A 20,296-nucleotide genomic window follows, 5' to 3' on the forward strand; every position below is an offset into this window, starting at 1 on the left:
GCTGAAACTGAAAGGCCGTGGATCTGGCCAGCAGATGCCAGCAGGAGCGGGTGGTGCGGTAAGGTGCCCTAGAGCACGATGATATGAGGTTGAACCAACCTCATATCTGAATCGTGCTCTAAACTGTTGAAATAGAGCGGGATGATTTGAAGTCCAATCGACTTCAAATCATCCCGCTCTAGGGGACACGATGCGCGGGAGGCAGGTCATGCTCTTGAAGGACAAGGTCGCCGTCATCACCGGCGGCGCGTCGCGGGCCGGGATCGGCCGGGCCACCGCGCAGCTCTTCGCGGCCGAGGGCGCCCGGGTCGCGATCCTCGACCTGGCGGAGGAGGAACCCGAAGCCGCGGCCGCGGAACTGGGCGAGGCGCACTACGGCGCGGTCTGCGACGTCCGCGACCGTGAGGCCTGCCTCGACGCCGTGGCGGCCATCGCCGCGCGCCTCGGCGGCATCGATATCCTGATCGGCAACGCCGGCGTGGTCTTCGGCACCCCGCTGGCGGAGATCGCTCCTGCCGAGTACGACCTGGTGATGGACGTCAACCTGCGGGGCAACTTCCAGATGGCCCAGGCCGTGGTCCCGCACATGGAGGCGCGCGGCGGCGGCAGCCTGGTCTTCGTCTCCTCCATCGCCGGGCAGGTCGGCGGCGGCCTCTTCGGCCGCTCCCACTACGCCGCCGCCAAGTCCGGGATCTTCGGCCTGGCCAAGGCCCTGGCCCGCGAGCTTGCGCCCGAGGGCATCCGCTCAAACGCCATCGCGCCGGGGGTCATCGACAACGACTTCACCAAGGGCCGGATGACTCCTGAGGACAAGGCGCGGATCGCCGAGACCGTGCCGCTGGGCCGCCTCGGCCGCTCCGAGGACATCGCCGAGGCCTGCCTCTACCTGGCCTCGGACCGGGCCGCCTACGTCACCGGCCAGGTGCTCTCGGTCAACGGCGGCCTGCACATCTTCTGAGCCGGGACCCGCGGTCCCTGGGCCTCCAGGGTTAACGCCGCTCAAGTTGACCGCCCGGGCGCCCTGGGGCTGAATAGCCGGCCTGGCGGGAGGCGGGACATGGCCGAGGACAAGCGGGTCTATCTCTTCGATTCGACGTTGCGCGACGGCGCCCAGACCCAGGGCGTCGACTTCACCGTGCCCGACAAGGTCGCAATCGCCGAGGCTCTGGACGGCCTGGGTATCGACTACGTCGAGGGCGGCTGGCCCGGCGCCAACCCGACCGACGACGCCTTCTTCGGCGCGCCGCCGGCCCTGGGCTCGGCGCGCCTGGTCGCCTTCGGCATGACCCGGCGGCCCGGCCGCTCCTGCGCCAACGATCCCGGCCTGTCGCAGGTCCTGCGCGCCGGCGCGCCGGCGGTCTGCCTGGTCGGCAAGGCCTGGGACTTCCACGTCGAGGTCGCCCTGGGAGTCCCCTTGAGCGAGAACGTCGAGATGATCGCCGACAGCCTGGCCTACGCGGGGTCCAAGGCCGAGGAGGTCATGTTCGACGCCGAGCACTTCTTCGACGGCTACAAGGCCAACCCCGGCTACGCCCTGGACTGCCTCAAGGCGGCGCTCGAGGCCGGGGCCCGCTGGATCGTGCTCTGCGACACCAACGGCGGCACCCTGCCGGCCGAGGTCGAGCGCATCGTCGGCGAGGTGGTCGGCACGATCCCGGGCGAGCGCCTGGGCATCCATTGCCACAACGACACCGAGAACGCGGTCGCCAACTCCCTGGCCGCGGTCAAGGCCGGCGCGCGCCAGGTCCAGGGCACCCTGAACGGCCTGGGCGAGCGCTGCGGCAACGCCAACCTGGTCTCGCTGATTCCCTCCCTCATGCTCAAGACCGACTACGAGGTCGGGATGTCCGAGGCGCAGCTCAGGCAGCTGACCTCGGTCTCGCGGCTGCTGGACGAGCGGCTCAACCGGGCGCCGGCGCGCAACGCCGCCTACGTCGGCGAGAGCGCCTTCGCCCACAAGGGCGGCCTGCACGTCTCGGCGGTCGAGAAAGACCCCAAGACCTACGAGCACATCGAGCCCGGCCTGGTCGGCAACCAGCGGCACATCGTGGTCTCGGACCAGTCCGGGCGCTCCAACATCCTGGCCCGCTTCCGCGAGGCCGGCTTCGAGGTTGACCCCAAGGATTCCAAGGTCGCGGCCCTGGTCGACACGGTCAAGGAGCGGGAGTTCCAGGGCTACGCCTACGACGGCGCCGAGGCCAGCTTCGAGCTCCTGGCCGGCCGCGCCCTGGGCCGGATCGTCGACTACTTCACCCTCAGCCGCTTCCGGATCATGGACAACCGGCGCTGGAGCGCCCGCGGCGAGCTGGTGACCGAGTCCGAGGCCACGGTGAACCTGGTGGTCGACGGCGAGGAGCGCCACGAGGTGGCCAACGGCAACGGCCCGGTCAACGCTCTCGACATCGCCCTGCGCAAGGCCCTGATCGCCAGTTACCCGGGCCTCGAGGACCTGCACCTGGTGGACTACAAGGTGCGCATCCTGACCCCCTCCGACGGCACCCGGGCGATCACCCGGGTGATGATCGAGAGCGCCGATTCCACGGGCCGGCGCTGGACCACGGTCGGGGTCTCGACCGACATCATCGACGCCTCCTTCAACGCCCTCCACGACGCCTACACCTGGAAGCTCTACCGCGACGGCGCCCGGTCCCTCAACGGCCGGGCCGCGGCCAAGTAGGCGAGGGGCGGGAAGGCTTAGGGACTTGGCCGGCACCGACAAGACCAAAGCGGCGGCCGAAGGCGGCCCGGTCGTGATCCTGGTCGACCCGCAGCTCGGCGAGAACATCGGCATGTGCGCCCGGGCCATGCTGAACTGCGGCCTGACCGAGCTGCGCCTGGTCCGGCCGCGCGACGGCTGGCCCAGCGAGGCCGCGGTCTCGGCCGCCTCGGGCGCCGACCGGATCCTGGCCGAGGCCCGGCTCTTCGACGACACCGCGGCGGCGGTGGCCGACCAGCAGCGGGTCTTCGCCACCACGGCGCGGCTGCGCGACATGGAGAAGCCCCTCCTGACCCCGCGCGAGGCGGCGGCCGAGCTCAGGGCCGCGGCGGACGCCGGGGCGCGGGCGGGCCTGCTCTTCGGGCCGGAGCGCGCCGGCCTGGTCAACGACGACGTCGCCCTGGCCGACGTCGCGATCACGGTGCCGCTCAACCCGGCCTTCTCCTCGCTCAACCTGGCGCAGTCCGTCCTGCTGATCGGCTACGAGTGGTTCCAGGCTAGCGCCGAGGCGCCGCCCGGGCGCCTGACCCGGACCGGCGCCGCGCCGGCCAGCAAGGCCGAGCTGGTCAACTTCTTCGGCCGTCTGGAGCAGGCCCTGGACGAGACCGGCTTCCTCCACCCGGTCGAGAAGCGCCCGGTGATGGTCCGCAACATTCGCAACCTCTTCACCCGGGCCGAGCTGACCGCCCAGGAGGTCCAGACCCTCCACGGCATCCTCAGCGCCCTGCGCAAGGGCGAGGGACGTTAAAGCGCCGGGGCCTTCCCCTCACCCGCTCGCGGCTTGCGCCGCTCCCACCCTCTCCCGGTGGGAGAGGGTTGTGGAGCCTTAGCCGGAGCTGGGTGAGGGGAGTGGCGCAGTCCGTGCCGAAAAGCACCCCGACGCCACGGTTTGACAAATCCGGCGGCGGCCCTATAGTCCGGCCGCCAATTTCCGGGAACGTGGGCTGGGCGCCTGAGGCCCAGACCCCGCCCGCCCCGAGAAGATCCTCTGCGATCGCGGGGCCGGGACTACCGGGACAAAAACAGAAGGAACCGACCGCAAATGTCGAAACGCGAGACCTCCAAGTACAAGATCAACCGCCGCCTGGGCGTCAACCTTTGGGGCCGGCCCAAGAGCCCGGTCAACAAGCGCGAGTACGGCCCCGGCCAGCACGGCCAGCGCCGCCGCAAGCCTTCGGACTTCGGCACCCAGCTGATGGCCAAGCAGAAGCTCAAGGGCTACTACGGCAACATCGGCGAGAAGCAATTTCGGCGCTATTACGCCGAGGCGGTTCGTCGGCGCGGCGACACCGGCGAGAACCTGGTCGAGATCCTGGAACGCCGCCTGGATGCGATGATCTACCGCGCCAAGCTGGTGCCGACCGTCTTCGCCGCGCGGCAGTTCGTCAACCACGGCCACATCCAGGTCAACGGCAAGCGGGTGACCATCCCCTCCTACCAGCTGCGCGACGGCGACGTGGTCCAGATCAAGGCCAAGAGCCGGGAGCTGCCGCTGGTGCTGGACGCCGTCCAGTCGAGCGAGCGCGACGTGCCGGACTATCTCTCGGTCGATTACAACCAGATGAAGGCCCAGTTCGTCCGCGGGCCCAAGCTCGCCGACGTGCCCTACCCGGTGCAGATGGAGCCGAACCTGGTGACCGAGTACTACTCGCGCTAACCCCGCCGCGACCCAGAAAGATCGAGGGCCCGCCGCCGGAGAGGCGGCGGGCCGTTTTGAGCCTCGGCCTGGACGAAGGATCGGGCGTTAGTTGATCTCGCCCATCTTGGCCAGGAGGCTGCGGTGGATGTCGCGCTCCTGGAGCCAGTAGCTCTTGAGGTCCTTGCCGGTCAGGAAGGTGCCGCGCAGGCTGGCCTGGTTCATGTAGTCCTGCCAGTCCTTGGACTCGTAGACCTCGCGGAAGAGGTCCTGGTAGAAGGCGGCGGCTTCCTGGCTCATCCCCGGCGGGCCGACGATGCTGCGCTGCATGAAGTAGACGATCTCGCGTCCCTTCTCCTTGAAGGTCGGGACGTCGGTGAACATGTCGAGGCGTTCCGGGGTGAACACGGCCAGGGGACGGGTCTTGCCATCGAGGTAGTAGTCCTCCTGCTCCGCCGGGTTGTTGACCGTCGAGTCGGCGCGCTTCTCGACCAGCTCCTTGGCGACCCGGCCGCCGCCCTTGAAGGGCACGTACTTCATCCTGAGGCCGTAGGTGGCGTTGAGGGAGTCGGTCAGCAGGTTGTCCTCGGAGGACTTGCCGGTCCCGGCCATGATCCACTTGTCGCCCTTGGCCTTGGCGGCGGCGATGAACTCGTCGAGCGAGGTGATGTTGGTGTCGGCGTGGACCCAGAGCACGAAGGTGTCCTCGGCCATGCGGCCGATCGGCGTGAAGGTGTCGATGTCGATCTTCAACTCGGGCCGGCGCAGCGGCGTGGTATAGAAGCTGTTCAGGGTCACCATGACGACGTGCGGGTTGCCCCTGTTCTTGGCCATGTAGCTCAAGGCCTCGGCGCCCGAACCCTCGGGCTTGTTGATCGGGACGAAGGGCACCGGCGAAAGCTCCTCGTCCTCGATGATCCGCTTGAAGCGCCGGGCCATCTTGTCGGCGCCGCCGCCCTTGCCGGCCATGATGACCAGCTCGACCGGCTTGCGTGGTTCCCAGCTCTGCGCCGTCGCGTCGCTTGTCGCGAAGCCCAGCGCGAGGACCGCGGCAAGGCAGATTCCCAAAACCAGACTTCCGCGTGACCCTGCTTTCGCCATACTTCTCCTCCTGGTGACGAAGCCAGCACCGACTTTGGCCCGATCCCTAGCGGCCATGGCTGACGCTCAATCCTGGGACGGTGGGCGCGCGCACCTGCAACCGATCCGATTTTGCAGCTCAAGCCTTCTCGCGCAAGCGGATAGGTCGGCGGCTCTGCGTCGACTTGCCGTTCGAGCGACCCCAACCTTTCGGGTCCCAAGTGTCGGTTTCCATGATTGCCGAAGGATATACGTGATCTCCGGGCACGGTGGCGATGCAAAAGACCCGGTCCACAAAAAAGACACAAGAGATTGATAAAAGCCATAGTCTTTCCGCAGCTTCGGCGGATCCAAATCAATTTGGGGTTGTTGCTTGAGGCGCTGCTGTGCTTTATCCTGAAACTCAGGTCACACGAGCTGGCAACTCCATTGCTTTTTTTGTCTATGGAGAAGACCATACCCCACTAGATATATCCCTGGATCTTCACGCAGGGGTGGTGATCTCCGACCCGAGCTTCTGAAAAAAGGAGGCGATTGAGCATGTTGAGGCCAGGAGGATCGTTTAGGAATACGTTCCTGCTCTGCGCCGCGGTCGTTGTGGCGGCCACAAGTGCACAGGCGGAAAGCTACTTCCAGCTGAGAAAGAAGGTCAACGCCAACACGGTGCGCATCGTCACCGGCAGCATCGAGGACACGGCCTTCCGGATCGGCGCCGACATGTCCGCGGTCCTCGACAAGGGCGACGACCTGCGGATCCTGCCGATCATGGGCAAGGGTTCGCTGCAGAACGTCACCGACATCCTCTATCTCAAGGGCGTGGATGTCGGCATCATCCAGTCCGACGTCCTGGCCTATGTCCGCGACCGCAAGATCCACAAAGGCCTGGACCGCCGCCTCAACTACATCACCAAGCTCTACAACGAGGAATTCCATCTTCTGGCGCGCAAGCAGGTCGGGAGCCTCAAGGAGCTTGTCGGCAAGCGGGTGAACATCGGCGAGCCGGGCAGCGGATCGACCGTCACGGCCTCGATCGTGTTCCAGACCCTGGGGATCCAGATCACGCCGACCAACTACGATCAGGCCCTGGCCCTGGAGATGCTGAAGAGCGGCAAGATCGACGCCATGGTCTCGGTGGCGGCCAAGCCGACGGGCCTCCTGAGCACGGTCAAGGCCGAGGACGGGCTGCATCTCTTGGGCATCCCGCGGACCCCGGCGCTGCTGCAAACCTATCTGCCCGGGCGCTTGAAGGCCGAAGACTATCCGAAGCTGATCGCCGCCGGCAGCGAGATCGAGACGCTCTCGGTCGGCGCCGTCCTGGCGGTCTTTGCCTGGAAGCAGGACACCAAGCGCTATCGGAACGTCGAGCGCTTCGTAAACGCCCTTTTTGACAACATCTCCGAGTTCCAGAAGAGGCCACGGCACCGGAAGTGGACCGAGGTCAGCCTTCAGGCTTCTGTGCCCGGCTGGACCCGTTTTCCGGCCTCCGAGGCCTGGCTGCAGAGGCGGCTCGCCGTCGCCCGTTCCGGCGGGAGCAGCCAGGAGGACCAGCTTCAGGCCGCCTTCAAGGCCTTCCTGGCCAAGGAGGCGCCGGGCTTGGCCGACAAGATGAACCAGCGCCAGCAGGACGAGCTGTTCCAGCGCTTCCTGATCTGGGCCAAGGAAAACCAGTAACCGATCGGCACGAGATCGCAGAGCTCCGGGCCGCCGGCCTATTGGCTGGCGGCCCGTTTTCTTTTCACCGGGGTCTTCAGGTCGCCGCCGCCGCCTCGTCGGGCGCGAAGGCGACCTCGACGTGGTTGCCGTCGGGGTCCCGCAGGTGGATCTGGCGGATCCCCCAGTCGGGCACGGTGCGAAGCTCGTAGGCGATCTCGGCAGCGCGCAGACGCTCGAGGAAGGCCTCCAGCCCCTTGGCCGTGAAGGCGAAGTGCTCGATGCCCGAGATCCCGCCGCCCGCTGCCGGCGTCTCGATCTCGACCAGATGAATGGCCGCCTTGCTGCCGCAATAGAGCCAGGTGCCGTCGAAGCTGAAGGGCGGCCGCGGCCCGACTTTGAGGCCCAGGACCTCCCGATAGAAGCGGACGAGATCGGGGCTGCGGGCGGTGCGGATGTTGACGTGGTCGAGATCGATCAGGGCCATGATTCGGCCAGTCTGACCGAGGCGCCGAAAAACGCAAGGGCCGCCCGATCCCGGGCGGCCCCGCAGGTCGTCCGACAGGCCGGCCGCTCAGGCGACGGCTTCGGTCTTGACGCCGCTCTTGGCCAGCAGGTCCTGGAGCTCGCCGCTCTGGAACATCTCGCGGATGATGTCGCAGCCGCCGACGAACTCGCCCTTGACGTAGAGCTGCGGGATCGTCGGCCAGTTGGTGAAGTCCTTGACTCCCTGGCGCAGGCCCGGGTCCTGCAGGACGTCGATGCCCTTGAACTTGACCCCCAGGTGGTTGAGGACCTGGACCACGGTGGCGGAAAAGCCGCACTGTGGGAAGACCGGCGTGCCCTTCATGAAGAGCACCACCTGGTTCTCGTCCAGCTCCTGTTGAATGCGCTCGTTGATCGTTTTGTCCATGCTGTCCTTCCTTGCGGTCCGGTCCAGGACCCCTGCCTTGCAGGCTTAGGCCTCCGGCGGCGCCGAGGTCTGCAGCGCGAGGGCGTGCAGCTCGTTGCCCATGCGTCCCTGAAGGGCCTGGTAGACCATCTGATGTTGCTGTACCCGGTTCTTGCCTTTAAAGGCGGAGGAGACGACGTAGGCGGCGTAGTGGTCACCGTCGCCGCGCAGATCCTCGATCTTCACCTCCGCGTCCGGCAGGGCGTCCTTGATCAGCTTCTCGATTTCCGCCGGATTCATCGGCATGTCATTGCGTCCCCACCGCTTGTTCGATGCTAGCCGCCGGCCGCCCGGGCTCCTGCGCTCATGTAGCCCGGAAGCCAGCCGGCGTGGGCGCCTTCAAGGACCCCCAGCGATATGGTGGCGCCGTCGGAGAGTGTCAACGCGGCGCCGCCCTCGGTCCGGCCGACGACCGCGGCCGGCACGGATGCCGCCTTGGCCATATCGAGGAGGCCCTCAGCGTCCTTCGTCGTGACAAGATAGCGCGCCTGGTCCTCGCCGAACAGCCAGGCGTGCGCCGGCAGGCCGCCCTCGGCCGGCAGCTCCAGCCGGGCGCCGACCCGGCCGTCCCCGGCCAGCGCCATCTCGGCCAGGGCGACCAGCAGGCCGCCGTCGGAGAGGTCGTGGCAGGCGCCGATCCGGCCCTCGGCAATCAGGCCGCGCAGGAATTCGCCGTTGCGCCGCTCGGCCGGCAGGTCGACCGGCGGCGGCGCCCCCTCCTCGCGGCCCAGGATCTCGCGCAAGTAGGCCGAGGCGCCCAGGTGGCCTCGGGTCTCGCCGATCAGGACGATGGCCTCTCCGGGCGCCTGGAGGCCGATGTTCGGCGCCCTGGCGCAGTCCACCAGGACGCCCAGGCCGCCGATCACCGGGGTCGGCAGGATCGCCTGGCCCTGGGTCTCGTTGTAGAGCGAGACGTTGCCCGAGACGATGGGCATGTCGAGGGCCCGGCAGGCCGCGCCCATGCCTTGGACGGCGCCGACCAACTGGCCCATGATCTCGGGCCGCTCCGGGTTGCCGAAGTTGAGGTTGTTGGTCGCCGCCAGGGGCTTGGCGCCGGCCGCGGTCAGGTTCCGGTAGGCCTCGGCGACCGCCTGCTTGCCGCCCTCGACGGGATCGGCCAGGCAATAGCGCGGCGTGCAGTCGGTGGTCACCGCCAGGCCGCGTCGGCTGCCGTGGACCCGGACCACCGCGGCGTCGCCGCCCGGGCGGCGCAGGGTGTCGGCCATGACCATGTGGTCGTACTGCTCCCAGACCCAGCGCTTGCTGGCCAGGTCGGGAGTGCCGAGCAAGCGCTCCAGGGCCTCCAGAGGCGCCAGCGGGGCCTCCACGGCCGCCGGGTCGATCTCCGCCCGGGGCTCGGCCTTTGTCCAGGGCCGGTCGTACTCCGGCGAAGCCTCGGCCAGGGGGTCGATCGGCAGGTCGCCGACCACGGCGCCGGCCTTGCGGATCACCATGCGGCCGCTGTCGGTCAGCTTGCCGACCACCGCGAAGTCCAGGTCCCACTTGCGGAAGATCTCGCGGGCCAGGTCCTCGCGGCCCGGCTTGAGGACCATCAGCATGCGCTCCTGGCTCTCCGAGAGCATGATCTCGTAGGGGCTCATGCCGTCCTCGCGGCAGGGCACTTGGTCGAGGTCCAGTTCGACCCCGGTGCCGCCCTTGGAGGCCATCTCGAAGGAGGAGCAGGTGAGGCCGGCGGCGCCCATGTCCTGGATGCCCTCGATGGCGTCGGTCTGCATCAGCTCCAGGCAGGCCTCGATCAGCAGCTTCTCGGTGAAGGGATCGCCGACCTGGACGGTGGGCCGCTTCTCCTCGGAGTCCTCGCCGAACTCGGCCGAGGCCATGGTCGCGCCGTGGATGCCGTCGCGCCCGGTCTTGGAGCCGACGTAGACGATGGGGTTGCCGACCCCGGAGGCCGCCGAGGTGAAGATCTTATCCCGTTCGGCGATGCCGACGGTCATGGCGTTGACCAGGATGTTGCCGTTGTAGGCCGGGTGGAAGTTGACCTCGCCGCCGACCGTGGGCACGCCGACGCAATTGCCGTAGCCGCCGATGCCCGCGACCACCCCGGCCAGCAGGTGCCGGGTCTTGGGATGCTCGGGATCGCCGAAGCGCAGGGCGTTGAGGTTGGCGACCGGCCGCGCGCCCATGGTGAAGACGTCGCGCAGGATCCCGCCGACCCCGGTCGCGGCGCCCTGGTAGGGCTCGATGAAGCTCGGATGGTTGTGGCTCTCGATCTTGAAGACCGCGGCCAGGCCCTCGCCGATGTCGACCACCCCGGCGTTCTCGCCCGGGCCGATGATCACCTGCGGGCCCTCGGTCGGCAGGGTCTTGAGCCACTTCTTGGAGGACTTGTAGGAGCAGTGCTCGGACCACATGACCGAAAAGATCCCAAGCTCCAGCAGGTTCGGCTCGCGCCCCAGGATGGTCAGCAGGCGGTCGTACTCCGCCGGCGAGAGGCCGTGCTCGGCGACCATCTCGGGCGTCATCGCCGGCTCGTTGCGCCCCTCCGATCTGGCCTCCGCGCGGGTCACGACAGCGCCTCCACCAGGCCGTCGAACATCGCCCGGCCGTCGTTGCCGCCGAGCTGCGGATCGGCGAGCCGCTCCGGATGGGGCATCAGGCCGAGCACGGTCTTGGCCTCGTTGTAGACCCCGGCGATGTTGGCCATGGAGCCGTTGGGATTGGCCGCCGGGCTCGGCGTGCCGTCGCGCTCGCAGTAGCGGAAGGCGATCTGCTCGCGGTCCTCAAGCCGCTTGAAGGTGTCCGCGTCGGCCTCGTAGTTGCCGTCGTGGTGGGCGACCGGGATGCGCAGGACCTGGCCGGTCTCGTAGCGTGCGGCGAAGAGGCTCTGACTGGTCTCGACCCGGATCAGCACGTCGCGGCAGACGAACCTGAGCTCGGCGTTGCGCATCAGGACGCCCGGCAGCAGACCGGCCTCGGTGAGGACCTGGAAGCCGTTGCAGATGCCCAGGGTCGGCACCCCGTCGCGGGCCCGGCGCACCACCTCGGTCATGACCGGCGAGTGCGCGGCCATGGCGCCGCAGCGCAGGTAGTCGCCGAAGGAGAAGCCGCCCGGCAGGACCATCAGGTCGACGGCCTCGAAGTTCGCCTCCTTGTGCCAGACCATGATGGGCTCGCCGCCCATGGACTGCGCCAGCGCGACCTTCACGTCGCGGTCGCAGTTCGAACCCGGAAAGACGATCACCGCGGCTTTCATCGAGGCCACTGTCTCCTGAGGGTTTCGGGGACTTCGGCGATCGGGCCGTCGAGCCCGACCGCCGGCGACCCTTCGCTTCGCCAGGGAAGATCTTGTGTCGCCGGGAGGACCAAGTCCTAAGCGTCCAGTTCGACCGAGTAGTTCTCGATCACCGTGTTGGCGAGCAGCTTCTCGCACATGGCCTCGACCTCGCGCCGGGCGCGCTCGGGATCACTCTCGGTCAGCTCGATCTCGAGGAACTTGCCCTGGCGAACGCCGGTCACCGAATCGAATCCCAGGGTGCCGAGGGCGTTGTGGATGGCCTTGCCCTGAGGGTCCAGAACGCCGGCCTTCAGCGTGACGTGAACTCTGGCTTTCACGGGGCTTTCTCCATCGCCGGATTCGCGCGTGGAGACTAGCCCTGGGCCCTGGGACTGACAAGCGGCCGCACGGTCCGGGGCCGCCGATTTTGCCCCCAGCGCGCCGATCGTCGCGAAGACGTAGGGCACCACGAAAGTCAAGATCACCTTCCACCAGACCAGGGCTTGGGCGCCGGTCAGAGCCTCGAACTGGTTTATGGCGGTGAGGACCGGGCCGACGACCAGAGCGACGATCGCAGCCCGCCGCGGGATGCCGCCGGAGACCGCGAGTCGTAGCCAGGTCATCAGCGCCATGAGGCTCTCGCCCTCCGGGTCGGGGCAGGTGGCTCCAGGCGGACCAGTCTAGGGAGGTCAAAGGGTGCCGGCCAATTGCAAAGGGCGGCGCCTTTCGGGTGCCGCCCTGAAGCAACCTCGGTCCGGCCCCGGCTACTGCATCACGCGGGGCCCCTTGATGTCGATCGGGCCGGCTTCGGGCAGCACGCCCAGGCGGCGGGCGACCTCCTGGTAGGCCTCGGCGACCTGGCCCAGGTCGCGGCGGAAGCGGTCCTTGTCCAGCTTCTCGTTGGTCTTGGTGTCCCAGAGCCGGCAGGAGTCCGGGCTGATCTCGTCGGCGAGGATGATCCGCATCTCCTCGTTCTCCCAGAGCCGGCCGAACTCCAGCTTGAAGTCGACCAGGCGCAGGCCGACCCCCATCAGCAGGCCCGAGAGGAAGTCGTTGACCCTCAGCGAGAGCTGCAGCATGTCGTCGAGGTCCTGGGTCGAGGCCCAGCCGAAGGCGGTGATGTGCTCCTCGGTGACCAGGGGATCGCCCAGGTCGTCGGACTTCAGGTAGTACTCGACGATGGAGCGGGGCAGGGGCGCGCCTTCCTCCATCTTGAAGCGCTGGGCGAAGGACCCGGCCGCGATGTTGCGGACCACCACCTCCAGCGGGATGATCTCGACCTCGCGGACCAGCTGCTCGCGCATGTTCAGGCGGCGCATGAAGTGAGTCGGAATGCCCACCTCCGACAGCCGCACCATGAAGTACTCCGAGATCCGGTTGTTCAGGACGCCCTTGCCGGTGATGACGCCCTGCTTCTGGTTGTTGTAAGCCGTCGCGTCGTCCTTGAAGTACTGGACGAGGGTCCCGGGCTCGGGGCCTTCGAAGAGGACCTTCGCCTTGCCCTCGTAGATCCGCTTGCGTCGCATTCTTGTCACCCGATTTCGGCCAAAACCGTCTTTTTTCAGAGGCTTAGTAGGCCTTGCGATGGACCCGGCCAGCGCCGGATCGACGCCCAGATATAGCAGTTGCGATCCCCCAAAACAACGTCATGAAGCGGCCTCAACCATGAAGATTCGCGGGCAGATAAGGCGCCTCGTCCGGCCGCCCTGCCGCGAAGAGCCATTGCAAATCAATATCTTGGGTCGCCAGATCCTGGCCTAGGGCGATCAGGGAGCTGGACACGGTCCCGAAGCCGCTGGCCAGGCCCAGGTTCATGGCGGCCATAGGGTCGGCGCCGCCGGGATCGCCACGATCCGCCAGTATCGCCTGCCAGGCGGCCCAGTCGCCGGTGCCGGGATCCGGCGCCGCCGCCGCCTCCAGGCGCGGCAGATAGCGCCGGATCCGGGGGCTGGAGGGATCGTTGCGGTCGCCGGCGGTCAGCAGGGTCAGGCCGGGGGGCAGGGGATGGGCCTCCGGGCCCCGCGTCGCCTCGGGCCCGAGGTGGCGCAGCCAGACCGCGTCGCGGCGGTCGGCGACGACCAGGTTGAAACTGCGGTAGTCGGCCGGCGAGATCGCCGCCAGCTCTGCAGCGGCGGCCCGGGCGGACTCCGCGTCCAGGGCCCGCAGCACGAGCTCGCCGCGGGAGCGCTTGCCGGGCTGCGGGCCCAGGCTGCCGCGGCGGTTGAGGATCGCCGCGACCAGCCCGGTCGCGCTGTTCAGACCAAGCCAGGAGCCCCCGCCCAGCAGGTCGAGGCCGGCCATGACCTCGGGTCGCTCGGGCCAGTGCCGGCCGGGTGCCCGCCAGGGCCGGTCGCGCATCTCGTCCCGGTTGGCGCCGAGGATCAGGGGCCAGGGATGGGCGGGGCGGAACAACAGGATGAGCGTGCACATGATCCCTCAGGGCGCCACCGGGCGCCGTGATCGGCGGTTGACCCGGTGACCCGGAGTCTGCTGATCTGAGCCTTCGTTGCAGGGGAGGGCGGGATGCACGGGACAGCCGATCCGGTGGTTGCGGGCGAGGAGGCGAGCATGACAGCTTCGCTGACGGATCGCAGCTTCTTGAAGCTTGACGACTTCTCCTCGGCCGAGATCCAGAGCCTGCTCGACCTGGCCGCGAAGCTCAAGGCGGAGAAGCGGGCACGGCGCGAGGAGCGCCGGCTGGCCGGACGCAACGTCGCGTTGATCTTCGAGAAGTCCTCGACCCGGACCCGCTCGGCCTTCGAGGTCGCGGCCTTTGACCAGGGCGCGCAGGTCACCTACTTCGACAGCGCCGGCTCCCACCTGGGCGGCAAGGAGTCCATGAAGGACACGGCGCGGGTCCTGGGCCGCATGTACGACGGCATCGCCTACCGCGGCCACGGCCAGAAGGTGGTCGAGGAGCTGGCGGCCTATGCCGGCGTGCCGGTCTGGAACGCCCTGACTCAAGAGTATCATCCGACCCAGAGCCTGGCCGACCTGCTGACCATGCAGGAGCATTGCGACAAGCCCTTCAACGAGATCGTCTGCTGCTATCTCGGGGACGCCGGCAACAACACCTGCAACTCCCTGGCCATGGGCGCGGCCAAGATGGGCCTCGAGCTGCGCCTGGCGGCGCCGGAGTCCTGTTGGCCCGAACGGGCCCTCTTCGAGAGCTGCCAGGCCGTTGCCGCCGCGGCCGGCGGCCGCTTGCTGCTGAGCGAGGAAATCGCCCCGGCCCTCGCGGGCGCCGACTTCGTCTACACCGACGTCTGGGTCTCGATGGGCGAGCCGGCCTCGGTCTGGGAGACCCGGATCGAGGCTCTGCGCCCCTATCGGGTGACCCCGGAGATCATGGCGGCGACCGGCAATCCCGAGACCCGCTTCCTGCACTGCCTCCCGGCGATCCACAACCGGGAGACCGAGCTGGGCGAGCGGGTGTTCCGCGACTACGGCCTCGACGGCCTGGAGGTCACCGAAGCGGTCCTCGAGTCCGAGGCCTCGATCGTTTTCGAGCAGGCCGAAAACCGGCTCCATACCATCAAGGCGGTGATGGTCGCCACCCTCGCCGGCTAGAGCACGATGATATGAGGTCGAATCGACCTCATGTCTGAATCGTGCTCTCAACCGCTTTAGGTCCGGACAGAGCCGTCTTTCGGCCGCGCCGCCAGACCTTGCGCGAGATCAAGGCGGAGGTGGATCGCCGCCTGCGAGGCTTTCGACCTGGATCTTGACCTTCACCTTAAATAAGGGAAAACAGCGGCTATATATCCGGTAGGACGGCGTCAGGCGGCGAGTTCGGCCTGGCTTGAGGAATCTCCAGGGAGAGCGGCGGAAATGACAACGTTCAACGATCGAGAGAAGGCTTTCGAGGACAAGTACAAGCACGACCAGGAGCTGCAGTTCAAGGTCGAGGTCCGGCGCAACAAGATGCTCGGCCTCTGGGTTGCGGAGCTCATTGGGCTGCAGGGTGCTGACGCCGAAGCCTACGCCAAGGAAGTGGTCGCCTCCGACTTCGAGGAGCCGGGTGATGCCGATGTCGTGCGCAAGGTCCTGGGCGACCTCGAGGCCAAGGGCCAGGAGATGACCGAGCACCGGCTGCGCAAGAAGATGGACGAGCTGCTCCTCTCGGCGAAGCAGCAGGTGATGTCCGAGTAGGGCCGGCCGCCGCGGCGGCCAGCACACTAGCGGGCGCGCCGTTCCGCGGCCGCTTCGGCGTGCTCTGCGAACACCCTGGAGAAGATCGCGTCCACGTGGCGGCGATGCCGCGAGAGGTCGAAACAGGCCTCCAGCTCGGCGGGATCAAGACGTTCCGCAACCACCGGATCGGCGCCGAGCAGGTCCTTCAGGTGGCCCTCGCCTTTCCAGACCCGCATGGCCGCGTCCTGCACGATCCGGTAGGCCTCCTCCCGGCTGATCCCGGCCTGGGTCAGGGCCAGCAGCACCGCCTGGGAATGCACCAGGCCACCCAGCAGCTCCAGGTTCCGGACCATGTTTTCCGGGTAGACGACCAGCCTCTCCACCACCCCGGCCAGGCGGGCCAGGGCGAAGTCCAGCGCGATGGTCGCGTCTGGCCCGAAGACCCGCTCGACCGAGGAATGGGATATGTCCCGCTCGTGCCACAGCGCGACGTTCTCCAGCGCCGGGACTACCGCCGCCCGGACCACCCGCGCCAGGCCGGTCAGGTTCTCGGTCAGGATCGGGTTGCGCTTGTGGGGCATCGCCGAGGAGCCTTTCTGGCCCGGCGCGAAGTACTCCTCGGCCTCGCGGACCTCGCTGCGCTGCAGGTGCCGGATCTCGGTCGCCAGGTTCTCGATCGAGCTGGCGATCACGCCGAGGACCGCAAAGAACAGGGCGTGGCGATCCCGGGGGATCACCTGAGTCGAGACCGGCTCCGGCGCCAGCCCGAGCTTCTCGGCGACGTGAGCCTCGACCCGAGGGTCAACGTTGGCGAAGGTCCCGACCGCACCGGAAATCGCGCAGGTCGCGATCTCCTCGCGCGCCCGGACCAGGCGCGCGCGTCCGCGGGCGAAGGCGGCGTAGTGGCCGGCCAGCTTCAGCCCGAAGGTCGTCGGCTCGGCGTGGATGCCGTGGCTGCGGCCCAGGCAGAGGCTGTCCCTATGCTCCAGCGCCCGGGACTTCAGCGCTTCCAGCAGCCGGTCGAGATCGGCCAGCAGCAGGTCGCTGGCCTGCGCCAGCTGCACCGCCAGGCAGGTGTCCAGGACGTCCGAGGAGGTCATGCCCTGGTGCAGGAAGCGGGCCTCCGGGCCGACGTGCTCGGCCAGGTTGGTCAGGAAGGCGATCACGTCGTGGCGGGTCTCGCGCTCGATCTCGTCGATCCGCGCGATCTCGAAGCGGCCCCGCTCCCAGACCGCCTTGGCGGCCTCCTTCGGGATCACGCCCAAATTGGCCTGGGCGTCGCAGGCGTGGGCCTCGATTTCGAACCAGATCCGAAAGCGGTTCTCGGGCTCCCAGATCCGGGCCATCTCGGGTCGGCTGTAACGCGGGATCATGCGGGTCTCGGCTGCAAGGGCGGCTGTGGCCTAACCAAGAGGAGCGTCCAGGCAATGTCAACGCCGGGCGACGCGCCCGCCGAGCCCGGCCTTGCAAGAGCGCTCAGTCGGCGTCCTCGCCCTGCACCATCAGCTCCAGGGTCTTCACGTCGGTCACGACGATGTAGCCGCCGCGGTCGTAGGTGATGACTCCCTGGTCCTGGAGCAGCCGCAGCGACTTGTTGGTGCTTTCCCGGGTCGCACCGAGCATGTTGCCGAGCTCTTCCTGGGAAAGCTTGATGTCCAGCTTGATCCCCTCGCGGCTTGGCGAGCCGTGGCCCCGGGTCAGGGTCAGCAGCCGCTTGGCCAGCCGGCGCGGGATGTTGAGGAAGATCGTGTCCTCGATGATGTCGCTGATCCAGCGGACGCGCTCGCAGAGCATCTCCATCATCCGTATGCAAAGCGCGGGGTGCTTCTCCAAAAAAGGGACGAAGTCCTTCCTGTCGACCCTCAGCAGCTTGGTCGGTGCCATGGCGACCGCGCCGGCGGTCCGTTCCCGTCCGTCCAGCAGGGCGATCTCGCCCAAGACCTGGCCCGGTTCCATGATGTTCAGGAAGATCTCCCGTCCCTCATCCGACAGCGTGTTGATTCCGACCCGTCCGGCCAGGATCGCGTAGAGGCACTCGCCGGGAGCGCCCTTGTGGAAGATCACCTGGCCATCGGTGAAGACCTCGGTCTTGCAGAGGTTCAGGAACTCGTCGAGCTCTGCCGCCTGAAGCTGGCTCAACAGCCCTGTGGACAGGATCTTCTTGAGCTCCGCAGACTCTCGGTTGAATGACATTCCACAGGTTCCCGGCTTGGATGACGACGACAGAATACTCCCGCACTGTCGCCTTCGTCCAATGGCATGGTTCGGTATTGGGAGTCGCCGGCGCCCCGGCGCCGAAACTCAGGCCGTTCCGGGCCGATGACCCTGCCCGGACAGCCGGGTGGCCTGGTCCCAGTGGACTGTGTGCTCGAAGTGGAACTGAACCTGCTTGACCGGCGGCTCGCCCTTGAAACGGTCGCGCATGGTCCGCAGCATGAGCAAGGCATCCTCGCGCTTCTGGTCGACCCGGCCGCCGGGGAGCCAGGATCTGAAACGTTCGAGCTCGGCGTTCGACACGCCCGACGCGGCGGCATCCGAGATCATGGTGCCGTAGGTCCGCTCCCGGTAATGCCGGGCCTTGGCCGCGCTTTCGAGGCTCTGTCGCGAGGCTTCCGTCAGGACGTTGGCGGCGCAGGCATCGGAGAGGGTTCGGCGGATCGACACCATGGCCTCGGAGAGCAAAGGATACCCGAGTTCCGCCGGTCCATGGGTGACGGCAACCTCGTCGTCGTCCTCCAGGTGGCCGTCCCGAAAGGCCTGAAAGATCGCGCCCACGCCTTCCATGCCGAAAGGCGCGAGCTCTGCGGCGCGCAGGGCACCCATGCTCGAGGCGCCAAAGACGTGGACCCCGCGGCTCAGGGCGTAGAGGATCTCCTTGTGCCAGACCGAGGGCACGTTTTCGAAGTAGCCGTCGATGATCCCGATCGCCACCGGTTTCTTGAGCGTGACCCGGTACACGTCGCCTTCGGAGACCGGCGGCAGGTACTCGGCCGGCAACTCCTCCCTCGCCTCCTCGGCCGGCAGCGTCGGCCCGGTGAAGATGTAGATCGTCATGTCTGGCCTCCCTTGAGGCGCCGAAGCCGCTCACCGGGAACGTAGCGTGCCGAGCTGTCAATCCCCTCCAGGCCGGGAATGATGACCCGCACCACGGGGATCTTGAACTCCGGCCTGGTCAGATCGACGGCGATGACTTCTTCTATCCCGACGGCCCGGAGCCGGTCGAGCAGCAGGCGTAGATCCTCTTCGAAGCTGCGACCGTGATAGGACGGTGCATCATGGAAGCTGCGGCCGCCGGTGCTGGGTGCCATGACCCTTCGCCAAGCGTCGTAGGTCTGGCGGTCGAGGAACGCCTCGTAGCCCTGCCTCGGCATGTCGTCGCGCGCGCCGGCGATGAAGGTGAGCCGGCTCTGCGCCGCTTCCGTCAGGGCACGCAGCAAAGCGACCTCGCGGACCAGGTGGCAGCCCATGCCGGCTGCGGGACGGACGGTCTGCGAAAGACCTGAATCCTCCTGGAGGATTCGGCAAAGGAAGACCGGCAGGCCGATATCGCTTGTGGTTTCCCATACCGCGACCATGACGCCGGCCTGCGCAAAGCGGTCCAGCAACTCGCGGCAACGGGGGTCATCGACCGTGTGGAGGTTGACCCTTGTCGCTTCGCGCTCGCTGTCTTCAAGCCGGTGCCAGAGCGTCATGGCATCCCGCTCGATCAATTCGCAGATCGCGTGGGTGGTCGCCTCCAGATAGTGGTTGCCAGAGGCCAGGCCGTTGGAACTGGCCTGGAAACAGCCGTGCCCGCTGGGCAGGGGCAAGGTGTAGTCCAGGTGAACCGTCTCGTAGGGAACCCAGCGCGGACTATCGCCCATAAGGTCGTCGCCCTCGACCCAGAGAATTCGCTCGAAGGGCGTGAACCGGCTGTCGGAGAGCCGCGGGAGCCGATCCACATCGACCACGGCTTGGGTGTACCTCAGGTCTTCAAGGCTGCAGAGCTTGAGCGGATGGGAGATCCGCTCGGCGTGAAGGGATTCGACCGATTCCATCAGGCCGGAGACCTTGGCCGCGATCAGGTCGAAACCTTTGCCCTGGGCCACGGAAACGGAGCGCGAGTTCGGCCGGCACACCATGACCACCGGGATTCCGATAGTGTCGAGACCTGTGACGTTTGCGATGCGTGTGATGCCCATGACCGGGACGAACGGCAAGACCCGCTCCAGGGTCTTCTCGGGCGGGACAAGACGATGGGTGGACTCACGATAGCCCTTGGTTGCTTCTGCGACTTCCAACCCCATCGTCTCTTGCCTCGTGAAGACCCAAGCTTCAGCCCGACAAAGCCTAGATCAAGTGAAAGCTTCCGTGCAGACCTGGCCGCTCGCAGTAGTGGACGGCGCCGCAGCGGGGCATCCTGACTTGTGCGGCGCCTTTCCAACTTCGCGCCGTTTAGGCGTGAGATCTTGGTTCCATGCCTTCAGCCTCGATGTAGGCACGGCTGGCGCCGTGGTCGCCGGCCTCGATGTAGGCGCGGCTGGCACCGTGGTCGCCGGCTTCGATGTAGGCACGGCTGGCGCCGTGGTCGCCGGCCTCGATGTAGGCGCGGCTGGCGCCGTGGTCGCCGGCCTCGATGTAGGCGCGGCTGGCGCCGTGGTCGCCGGCCTCGATGTAGGCACGGCTGGCGTCGTGGTCGCCGGCCTCGATGTAGGCGCGGCTGGCGCCGTGGTCGCCGGCTTCGATGTAGGCGCGGCTGGCGCCGTGGTCGGCAACGGCCGACACCCGACTCGGCTTTGCGGTCTGGGTGGTTGTGCCGGGAGACGCGGTCTCGGCTACTGGACGGCTTCCCGTATCGTCGACCAAATAGAGAAACCCGTCCGCACCCCGGATCAGGGTGCAACGCTTTGT

21 protein-coding genes are annotated in these 20,296 nt (G+C 67.6%); 7 read left to right on the forward strand and 14 right to left on the reverse strand.

Annotated elements, in window-relative coordinates:
* Nucleotides 1–208 precede the first annotated feature (208 nt).
* The 4 genes from QNJ30_24795 (at nucleotide 209) to rpsD (ending at nucleotide 4,373) form a co-directional block, all read left to right on the forward strand.
* Nucleotides 209–958 carry an SDR family NAD(P)-dependent oxidoreductase gene (locus tag QNJ30_24795; GenBank protein ID MDJ0946679.1) on the forward strand — a complete coding sequence of 250 codons (750 nt, stop codon included), beginning with the start codon at nucleotides 209–211 and terminating at the stop codon, nucleotides 956–958.
* Nucleotides 959–1,057: 99 nt separating this feature from the next.
* A complete protein-coding gene (cimA, locus tag QNJ30_24800; GenBank protein MDJ0946680.1) occupies nucleotides 1,058–2,677 on the forward strand; it encodes a citramalate synthase in 1,620 nt (539 codons plus the stop codon).
* A gap of 25 nt (nucleotides 2,678–2,702) precedes the next feature.
* Complete coding sequence (locus tag QNJ30_24805) at nucleotides 2,703–3,464, forward strand: RNA methyltransferase (protein ID MDJ0946681.1); 762 nt, start codon at nucleotides 2,703–2,705, stop codon at nucleotides 3,462–3,464.
* A 294-nt stretch (nucleotides 3,465–3,758) separates the two neighbouring features.
* Nucleotides 3,759–4,373, forward strand: coding sequence for a 30S ribosomal protein S4 (gene rpsD / locus QNJ30_24810; protein MDJ0946682.1), 615 nt, complete (start codon nucleotides 3,759–3,761; stop codon nucleotides 4,371–4,373).
* Between the two features lie 87 nt (nucleotides 4,374–4,460).
* Here rpsD and QNJ30_24815 read toward each other — a convergent pair whose 3' ends face one another.
* On the reverse strand, nucleotides 4,461–5,453 hold the full coding sequence (locus QNJ30_24815) for a tripartite tricarboxylate transporter substrate-binding protein (protein MDJ0946683.1): 993 nt from the start codon (nucleotides 5,451–5,453) through the stop codon (nucleotides 4,461–4,463).
* Between the two features lie 519 nt (nucleotides 5,454–5,972).
* Here QNJ30_24815 and QNJ30_24820 point away from each other — a divergent pair.
* On the forward strand, nucleotides 5,973–7,103 hold the full coding sequence (locus QNJ30_24820) for a TAXI family TRAP transporter solute-binding subunit (GenBank protein ID MDJ0946684.1): 1,131 nt from the start codon (nucleotides 5,973–5,975) through the stop codon (nucleotides 7,101–7,103).
* Between the two features lie 76 nt (nucleotides 7,104–7,179).
* On the opposite strand, the gene QNJ30_24825 is transcribed toward QNJ30_24820, so the two are convergent.
* The 8 genes from QNJ30_24825 to QNJ30_24860 all read right to left on the reverse strand — a co-directional run bounded on the left by QNJ30_24825 (nucleotide 7,180) and on the right by QNJ30_24860 (nucleotide 13,702).
* Complete coding sequence (locus tag QNJ30_24825; GenBank protein MDJ0946685.1) at nucleotides 7,180–7,569, reverse strand: VOC family protein; 390 nt, start codon at nucleotides 7,567–7,569, stop codon at nucleotides 7,180–7,182.
* 87 nt (nucleotides 7,570–7,656) lie between these two features.
* Nucleotides 7,657–7,995, reverse strand: coding sequence for a Grx4 family monothiol glutaredoxin (gene grxD / locus QNJ30_24830; protein MDJ0946686.1), 339 nt, complete (start codon nucleotides 7,993–7,995; stop codon nucleotides 7,657–7,659).
* A 45-nt stretch (nucleotides 7,996–8,040) separates the two neighbouring features.
* Complete coding sequence (locus QNJ30_24835) at nucleotides 8,041–8,280, reverse strand: BolA family transcriptional regulator (protein ID MDJ0946687.1); 240 nt, start codon at nucleotides 8,278–8,280, stop codon at nucleotides 8,041–8,043.
* A 29-nt stretch (nucleotides 8,281–8,309) separates the two neighbouring features.
* The gene (purL, locus tag QNJ30_24840; GenBank protein ID MDJ0946688.1) at nucleotides 8,310–10,520 is read right to left on the reverse strand and encodes a phosphoribosylformylglycinamidine synthase subunit PurL; all 2,211 of its coding nucleotides are present in this window, start codon (nucleotides 10,518–10,520) and stop codon (nucleotides 8,310–8,312) included.
* A gap of 41 nt (nucleotides 10,521–10,561) precedes the next feature.
* Nucleotides 10,562–11,251 (reverse strand): phosphoribosylformylglycinamidine synthase subunit PurQ, encoded by a 690-nt coding sequence (gene purQ, locus QNJ30_24845; GenBank protein MDJ0946689.1) that lies wholly within the window; start codon nucleotides 11,249–11,251, stop codon nucleotides 10,562–10,564.
* 116 nt (nucleotides 11,252–11,367) lie between these two features.
* A complete protein-coding gene (purS, locus tag QNJ30_24850) occupies nucleotides 11,368–11,610 on the reverse strand; it encodes a phosphoribosylformylglycinamidine synthase subunit PurS (GenBank protein ID MDJ0946690.1) in 243 nt (80 codons plus the stop codon).
* Nucleotides 11,611–12,036: 426 nt separating this feature from the next.
* Complete coding sequence (locus QNJ30_24855; protein MDJ0946691.1) at nucleotides 12,037–12,798, reverse strand: phosphoribosylaminoimidazolesuccinocarboxamide synthase; 762 nt, start codon at nucleotides 12,796–12,798, stop codon at nucleotides 12,037–12,039.
* Nucleotides 12,799–12,931: 133 nt separating this feature from the next.
* Nucleotides 12,932–13,702, reverse strand: a complete 771-nt coding sequence (locus tag QNJ30_24860; GenBank protein MDJ0946692.1) for an NRDE family protein — start codon at nucleotides 13,700–13,702, stop codon at nucleotides 12,932–12,934.
* Between the two features lie 138 nt (nucleotides 13,703–13,840).
* Here QNJ30_24860 and argF point away from each other — a divergent pair, with 138 nt between their 5' ends.
* Both argF and QNJ30_24870 read left to right on the forward strand, forming a co-directional pair.
* Nucleotides 13,841–14,842: an ornithine carbamoyltransferase gene (argF, locus tag QNJ30_24865; protein MDJ0946693.1), complete on the forward strand. Its 1,002-nt coding sequence runs from the start codon at nucleotides 13,841–13,843 to the stop codon at nucleotides 14,840–14,842.
* 261 nt (nucleotides 14,843–15,103) lie between these two features.
* The gene (locus QNJ30_24870; protein MDJ0946694.1) at nucleotides 15,104–15,424 is read left to right on the forward strand and encodes a DUF1476 domain-containing protein; all 321 of its coding nucleotides are present in this window, start codon (nucleotides 15,104–15,106) and stop codon (nucleotides 15,422–15,424) included.
* Between the two features lie 26 nt (nucleotides 15,425–15,450).
* Here the strand turns inward: QNJ30_24870 and purB are convergent, their stop codons facing one another.
* From purB to QNJ30_24895, 5 genes are all read right to left on the reverse strand, one after another.
* Nucleotides 15,451–16,779, reverse strand: a complete 1,329-nt coding sequence (purB, locus tag QNJ30_24875; protein MDJ0946695.1) for an adenylosuccinate lyase — start codon at nucleotides 16,777–16,779, stop codon at nucleotides 15,451–15,453.
* 103 nt (nucleotides 16,780–16,882) lie between these two features.
* Nucleotides 16,883–17,599: a Crp/Fnr family transcriptional regulator gene (locus QNJ30_24880; GenBank protein MDJ0946696.1), complete on the reverse strand. Its 717-nt coding sequence runs from the start codon at nucleotides 17,597–17,599 to the stop codon at nucleotides 16,883–16,885.
* A 108-nt stretch (nucleotides 17,600–17,707) separates the two neighbouring features.
* On the reverse strand, nucleotides 17,708–18,460 hold the full coding sequence (locus QNJ30_24885; GenBank protein MDJ0946697.1) for a TfuA-like protein: 753 nt from the start codon (nucleotides 18,458–18,460) through the stop codon (nucleotides 17,708–17,710).
* Entirely contained in the window at nucleotides 18,457–19,686 is a 1,230-nt protein-coding gene (locus QNJ30_24890) for a YcaO-like family protein (GenBank protein ID MDJ0946698.1), read from the reverse strand. Before QNJ30_24890 ends, QNJ30_24885 begins: the two co-directional genes overlap by 4 nt.
* A 154-nt stretch (nucleotides 19,687–19,840) precedes the next feature.
* Nucleotides 19,841–20,170, reverse strand: coding sequence for a hypothetical protein (locus tag QNJ30_24895; protein MDJ0946699.1), 330 nt, complete (start codon nucleotides 20,168–20,170; stop codon nucleotides 19,841–19,843).
* Nucleotides 20,171–20,296: the final 126 nt, after the last annotated feature.

The organism is Kiloniellales bacterium, assembly GCA_030066685.1.
In the GTDB taxonomy this organism is placed as follows: Bacteria; Pseudomonadota; Alphaproteobacteria; order Kiloniellales; family JAKSBE01; genus JAKSBE01.